Consider the following 6,757-nt stretch of genomic DNA (forward strand, 5'->3'; position numbering starts at 1 on the left):
TTTATCTGGTACGGAAGTTTTTCATATCAGTTCGCATCTTCATTGAAACTATTGTACCCGGCTTTAAAATGAATATAAGCCAGATTCATAAAATGTTTCGCATTCGCAGTGTCTCCTTTTTGCAGAAAACAAACTCCTCTGTAATACAGCGCATCGGAAAACTGATCGAATTCCTTCAATGACAAATCGAAAGTTGCAGTGGCAGTGGTAAATTACGAATCCGGAATGGGGACTTAACCTAAATTTAACTAAAAGACTGCCGGAATTGCAAGGGTGACAAACTGGTTTTCGATTTAAACAGTTTACTGAACGATTGCAAATGTTCAAATCCCAATTCGTAAGCAATTTCACTGACCGTTAAATCAGTGGTCGAAAGTTTTTCCTTCGCTGTTTCGATTAGTTTATTATGGATTTGCTGTTGGGTGTTCTGTCCTGTGAGCATTCGAAGCAAGTTGCTCAAATAGCCCGGGGAAACGTTTAATGAATCTGCAACATATTGAACAGATGGCAAACCTTTCGACATCAAATCATCACTTTTAAAGTAATCTGAAAGCACCCGTTCCAAACGGTCCAAAACCTGGTGATTTGCCTGTTCTCGTGTAATAAACTGCCGATTGTAGAATCGTTCCGAATAATTCAGTAAACTCTCCAGTTGCGAAATAATAATGTGCTTACTGAATTTGTCAATCGTGGAATGGTATTCCTGCCGGATATTTTCAACAATTCCATTCAGTGTTGTTTCCTCTTTGTCAGATAAAAAGAGTGCTTCATGGACGGAATAATCAAAAAAGTCGTATTGCTTGATTGTTTTCGCCAGGGGAGTGTTCCAAAGAAAATCGGGATGTATCAGTAACATCCATCCCGATCTTTCTATTGTTGTATCTTGTTCGGCTACGATTCCGAAAACCTGGTTCGGTGAGATAAAAAACAGCACTCCTTCGTCAAAATCATATTCCTGTTGTCCGTATTTCAATTTGGCACTGATGCCTCTTTTTAACGAAATCTGGTAGAATTCAAACATCCAGTTCACCTCTCCGATATCGTCGGGACGTTGAATCGCATTAAAATCAATGACACTGATGAGCGGATGTTCCGGTTTCGGCAAACCTCTTAAGCGGTGAAACTCAGTAATGGTGCTGATCTTCATTATTTTTTTCTGTCCCATATGATAACGTTCAATCGTGCAAGGAGTTCAAAATCATTTTATAGCAGTTACCAATAATACCAATCCTTTTTTAATTCGGAGAAGAATTTTAAAAGTAATGCTTCGTCATATCTTCCAGCAATCCGATTCCTGTTGGTTTCCAGCCCAGTAATTCTTGCGTTTTGAAACTTGTAGCCGGACTATCGAACGCAATGAAATGACTCATCCATTCAAAATGTCTGGCAGTTTCTTCTGCGGATAGAGATTTCAACGGGACATTCAGTTTTTCACCGATCAATTCTGCAATTTTTTTCATCTCGATCCCCGTGTCACCAATGGCGTTATACAGTGCTCCTTTCGCACCTTTTTCAAGTGCCAGACAAAACAGCTTTGCAGCATCCTGACGATGAACAGCCGGCCAGCGATTACTTCCGTCTCCCGGATATGCGGCTACTCCGTGCTTGCGCGCCTGGTGGATGATAAACGGTACAAAACCTTTATCGCCTTGATCATGCGTGGAAGGCGCTAAACGAACAACCGAAACATGCACTCCGTTTTCTGCCAATTTCAAAGCTGCAGATTCCGAGGTGCGTAATGGAATTTGCAGCATACTTTCTTCCGTAACCATTCCGTTGACGGGAGGCAATCCCAAAATTCCTGCTGTCACTACAATCGGCTTGCTGGTTCCTGCTAAAGCTTCGCCCATAGCATGGATCACTTCTTTTTCGATTTCGTTTGATCGGGCAAAGCGTGCGAAATCGTGAATAAATCCGGTATGAATCACACCGTCAGACTCCAGAACGCCTTGTTTCAGCATCTCATAATCTTCCAAACTTCCCATTAATACTTCAGCTCCGGCATTGCGAATAGCGGTTGCTGATTCTTCCGAACGCGCCAAACCAAGCACCTGATGCCCTGTCCGGATTAATTCTTTTACTACTGCTGAGCCCACAAAACCAGATGCTCCTGTTACAAATACTTTCATTTTCTCTTTTTTATTGCTACAAAGTTCCGGAATCGATCCAAAGCAGATTTAGCCAAATCCGCCGATGATTTAGTCAAAATGATGCATGAAGTGAAATCACCTGAGTATCAGGCAAAATTTTCCGGCAGGAGGGAGGGGCTCCCGGATTTTGGTGCTGTCTGAAAAATATTCCGATTCTCATTCGTCTTCCAATCCGGATAATTCAGGCGATTTGTTTGACAATTATTCGCTTCAAAACCATTAATGATTCTTACTTTTACGAAAAAAAACATCCTCTTGTGCTGAACAAAAAAAACAACGGAACCATTGTGAAACCTGACTGGATCTTCCTTCTTTTTTTTGTGGCATTCTGTGCCTTATTTGTCATTATGGAATCCATAAACGGCAGACTTTGGACGAATGACTTCCGGGTGTATTACGAAGCTACTCACGACTTCTTTGCAGGGAACAATCCATACAAGCACAACTACGGACTCGACACCGGTTACTTCAAATATTCACCATTTACCCTTTATCTTTTTTCGCCTCAACTGCTGTTTTCATTCGGAACCGGACAACTAATCCACATCCTGTTACTGGCTTTCTCATTCATGTATTCGGTAATGAATATGCGGATATTGTCTGAACGGGTTCCTCTTTTCGGTTCGAAAAATGTACCCTACGGCATGCTTTATTTGCTTTTTGCATGTGTTGCCATTCACATTACCCGCGAATTGCATGTAGGAAATATCAACCTGTTGCTGCTGTTGTTTTTCAACCTGGGACTGAGTGCTTCATTAAATCAGAAAGAAACTCCGGCGGTTATTTTTTGGAGTTTGATGATCATTTTGAAACCTATTATGATCCTGGTAGTCTTGCCGCTTATTTTCAACGGACGAATAAAAACCGTGTTGGCAATAGGAGGTTTTGGCGTGTTTTTCTTCCTGTTTCCGGCTATTCACCTCGGTTTCAAAGAAAACTGGATTCTTTGGATAGATTGGTTTAAAAGCATTGTAGCGCATGGAGAATACCTGAGTAGTTTCAATACAATTGGTTCGCTTGTAAAAATCCATACCGGGCTCCCGGCCGGCGGACTTGTTGCATTGCTTTGTCTGTTATTGTTCATTGCTTTGATGGTAAACGATATTTACCGATTAAAAAAAACGGCATCCGAAACCACGTTGACCTGGTCGGTTATTTTCGCGGCCTTTATTCCTAATTTCTTTATTACAGATACGGAACATTTCCTGTTATCAATTCCTTTGATTTGGCTGTTGTTTTCAGCTCTGATCAATAAAGGCAAATGGTATCATTGGACCGGTTTCTTTACCGGAATGCTCTTATTTTCCTTCAATTCATCCGATTTACTGGGCAATCTTTCCGATTTTGTATTCGATAACGGGTTGCTTGGAATCGGGAATTTGGTGTTTATTGCTACTTTTTTACTGATTCGAACCAACAAACAAGTCATTTGAATAAAGTGCGAATCAATTATCTTTGGCCTCTATGAATTCGACCTATATTTTTTTAGTAATCGGAATTGTAATTAGCCTCCTGATTAGCTATTCCCGGTTCAGTTTGAAAAAGAATCGTCTGAAAAAGAACCCTGATCGCCCTTTTCCACACCAATGGCGGGAACTGTTGACACAACATGTTGCTTTTTACAATCGTTTAAATCCGTTGGAAAAGACCCAATTCGAAAATCGTGTACACGTTTTTCTATTGAATGTTCAGATTATAGGTATTGACACAGAAGTCACCCATTTGGACCGGATTTTAGTCGCCTCCGGTGCAATCATTCCAATTTTCGGTTTTGATTCCTGGCATTATTCCAACCTGGAAGTTGTTGAAATGTATCCGGATCAGTTTCTTATCCCCAACACGCAGCAATATGCCAGCGGACTGGTTGGCTGGGGAAAAATGGAAGGGAAAGTCAAGCTATCCCGAAAAGCGCTTATTCACGGATTTTACAATAACAACGACCAGAAAAATGTGGCCATACACGAATTTGTTCACGTCCTGGATATGCAGGATGGAACTATCGACGGGAAATTAGGGACGATTATGAAAGAAATCGACATCAAACCCTGGCTGCAAATCATCCATACTAAAATGCAGCAAATTCATTCCGGAAATTCCAGCATTCGGGATTATGGATCAACCAGTCATGCTGAATTTCTGGCGGTTGTCAGCGAATTCTTTTTTGAAAGTCCTGAAAAAATGAAAACAGAACATCCGGAGTTATACCAAATCCTGGACCGGTTTTACAATCCCAAAAAGAGCCCTGAAAATCAGCCGGGAGAATCCTTTAAAGACCCGCGGGAAGTGAAATCGGCGTTGGTGAATTGAGATTTAATCCTGGTTATTCTTATTTCTGTTCAAAAACTCTTTGTTAGCAGCATTTCTACCGGCCAATTTACCGACCCAGAAAATAAATAAAAAGAGAAGTACGGGAATACCGATTATGATAAGGATTTCAGTTGTGCCTAATTTTGCCATGATAGTGATTTTCAACGAAAATAAACAAATTATCCAATTTTGTGAAAAACCAATTACACTTTTACTCATAATATAATTGAGTTATTCTGATAAAGTAATTCCAATAGGAGAGGAGGGCACAGTTTTTTTTCAAAAAGACGCAAACGTTTTATTCTTTCCGTTAATCTCACTGTAAATGCAACTTTTGAAGTAGAATACGAGGAAAATGCAAGAACAAAACCGCTTGTTTTTTTTTGTTAAATTTTATCTACCATTTGTTTCGTACGAAAAATTTCCTACCTTTGAAAAATGAAAGCAAAAAACTCTGAAAATAATCCGCAATCGGAACCGACAAAATCAGAATTGGAGATTTTGCAGGTTCTTTGGAAAAACGGTCCTTCAACAGTTCGTTTCGTCAATGATTACCTGAATGAACAAAAACGTGCCGTACAATATACTTCCACGCTGAAGCTCATGCAGATCATGACTGAAAAAGAAATGTTGTTGCGTGATGCTTCGAGTATGAAACATATTTACAGCCCGGCAATCGAAGAAAATCAAACGAAGACCGTTTTACTTGACAAGTTCATCGATACGATGTTTAACGGCTCAAGCACCAACTTAATGATGCAGTTGTTGGGCAACAAAAAAACCTCGCAGGAGGAATTGGATGCGATTCGTGCCATGCTGGATCAACTGGACAAGAAATAAAAACTTTTAAACCCTGAACTATGAATTTTTTAGTGAACGACTCTATTATCAAAGCACTCAGCTGGACATTCATCCATTCGCTTTGGCTGGGACTTGCAGCAGCTTTACTGGCAGGACTGACTCTTTTGCTTACAAAAAAATCCACTTCGGCAATCCGATACAATTTGCTTGCAGGATTGAGTATTGCATTTTTGGTGGCAACCGGTTTCATTTTCTATAATGAATTCGAGACGCAAACATCCGTTTTACAAGCGGATCAAGTGATGAAAAGCGATCTTCAAACAGAACATCTTGTTTCATTCTCTAACACGGGAATCAAAGAGGAGGCGAGTACACCACTTTCAATATTATCGACATTTATCAGCAATTATGGCTCCTTAATCGTTTTGATCTGGTTTGTTGTTTTTATTTTCAAATGCATCCGCATGACAGGCGATTTGCGACAGGTTTATCGTGTACGAAACTATCAAACGGTTTCCCCACCGGAAATGTGGCGGAAACGGGTTTCAGAACTCCAGGTTTCACTCCGGATCAAACGCAATGTTCAATTACTTGAATCCAAATTGGTAACCATTCCATCGGTAACAGGATTTTTCAAGCCGGTTATTTTGGTGCCTGTCGGATTGTTGAACAATATTCCCCAGGACCAGGTAGAAGCTATTTTGCTGCACGAGCTTGCACACATTCGTCGCAGCGATTATGCTGTCAATCTCATGCAAACGTTCATTGAAATCTTGTTTTTCTTTAATCCCGGCGTTTTGTGGATTTCATCCTTGTTGAAAGACGAACGTGAAAATTGCTGTGATGATTTAGCAATCAGTGTTACCAACAATAAAAAAGAATTTGTCAATGCCCTGATTTCCTTCCAGGAATACAACATGAATACACAACGGTTTGCCCTGCAATTCGGCGATCAGAAAATGAAACTGGCCGACCGTGCAAAAAGAATTCTTTTCAACAGTAACAAGATGTTCAGCGTCCGTGAAAAGTACTTTTTGTCTGCTTGTGTAGCGATGGGTGTGATTCTCTTCCTGGTGGTTTTGAACGTGAATTCCTCTTCCGCACAGGAAGTTCAATTACCTGCATTGGATACTTTGGGTACTGAAAAATACAATCCGAAAGAGATTCCTGAAGGAACTTCCATTCGCTATGTGGATGACGTGAAAGGGAAGGAGTCTCACGTATATATTTTCAAGCGTGACGGAGTGCTGTATCAGATTCCGGAGAATTTGGAAAATTTCAAGGTAAACGGCAGATTGATTACCGGAAAAGACCGGGAGAAATACCTTCCTCAAATCAAGCAGTTGATAGCCGGATATGAAAAGGCTATTGCTTCTGAGAAAATCGATGAGTATTCAAGCGGCAACCATACGGAATTTGGAGTGGATGTCTCAGAAGAACAACGAATCATTGACGAAGCATCCCGAACAATAGACGGACATTCGGCAATCATTGACAAC

At 40.6% G+C, this 6,757-nt stretch carries 8 protein-coding genes; 4 read left to right on the plus strand and 4 right to left on the minus strand.

Annotation, left to right across the window (positions count from 1 at the left end):
- Nucleotides 1-26: 26 nt before the first annotated feature.
- The 3 genes from Q1V93_RS14570 to Q1V93_RS14580 form a co-directional block, all read right to left on the minus strand.
- Nucleotides 27-185 (minus strand): hypothetical protein, encoded by a 159-nt coding sequence (locus tag Q1V93_RS14570; protein ID WP_300665668.1) that lies wholly within the window; start codon nt 183-185, stop codon nt 27-29.
- Between the two features lie 59 nt (nt 186-244).
- Nucleotides 245-1,165 (minus strand): helix-turn-helix domain-containing protein, encoded by a 921-nt coding sequence (locus Q1V93_RS14575; protein ID WP_300665669.1) that lies wholly within the window; start codon nt 1,163-1,165, stop codon nt 245-247.
- Nucleotides 1,166-1,253: 88 nt separating this feature from the next.
- On the minus strand, nt 1,254-2,129 hold the full coding sequence (locus tag Q1V93_RS14580) for an SDR family oxidoreductase (protein ID WP_300665670.1): 876 nt from the start codon (nt 2,127-2,129) through the stop codon (nt 1,254-1,256).
- Between the two features lie 278 nt (nt 2,130-2,407).
- On the opposite strand from Q1V93_RS14580, the gene Q1V93_RS14585 reads away from it, so the two are divergent.
- Together Q1V93_RS14585 and Q1V93_RS14590 are read left to right on the plus strand one after the other, a co-directional pair.
- Entirely contained in the window at nt 2,408-3,583 is a 1,176-nt protein-coding gene (locus Q1V93_RS14585) for a glycosyltransferase 87 family protein (RefSeq protein WP_300665671.1), read from the plus strand.
- 103 nt (nt 3,584-3,686) lie between these two features.
- Nucleotides 3,687-4,457 (plus strand): M90 family metallopeptidase, encoded by a 771-nt coding sequence (locus Q1V93_RS14590; protein WP_300665672.1) that lies wholly within the window; start codon nt 3,687-3,689, stop codon nt 4,455-4,457.
- A 3-nt stretch (nt 4,458-4,460) separates the two neighbouring features.
- Here the strand turns inward: Q1V93_RS14590 and Q1V93_RS14595 are convergent, their stop codons facing one another.
- Entirely contained in the window at nt 4,461-4,607 is a 147-nt protein-coding gene (locus Q1V93_RS14595) for a hypothetical protein (RefSeq protein ID WP_300665673.1), read from the minus strand.
- A gap of 288 nt (nt 4,608-4,895) precedes the next feature.
- Here Q1V93_RS14595 and Q1V93_RS14600 point away from each other — a divergent pair, with 288 nt between their 5' ends.
- A complete protein-coding gene (locus Q1V93_RS14600) occupies nt 4,896-5,297 on the plus strand; it encodes a BlaI/MecI/CopY family transcriptional regulator (RefSeq protein ID WP_124745684.1) in 402 nt (133 codons plus the stop codon).
- 20 nt (nt 5,298-5,317) lie between these two features.
- The coding region (locus tag Q1V93_RS14605; RefSeq protein ID WP_300665676.1) for a M56 family metallopeptidase at nt 5,318-6,757 on the plus strand (1,440 nt) is incomplete at its 3' end.

Source organism: Fluviicola sp., assembly GCF_030151805.1.
In the GTDB taxonomy this organism is placed as follows: Bacteria; Bacteroidota; Bacteroidia; order Flavobacteriales_D; family Crocinitomicaceae; genus Fluviicola.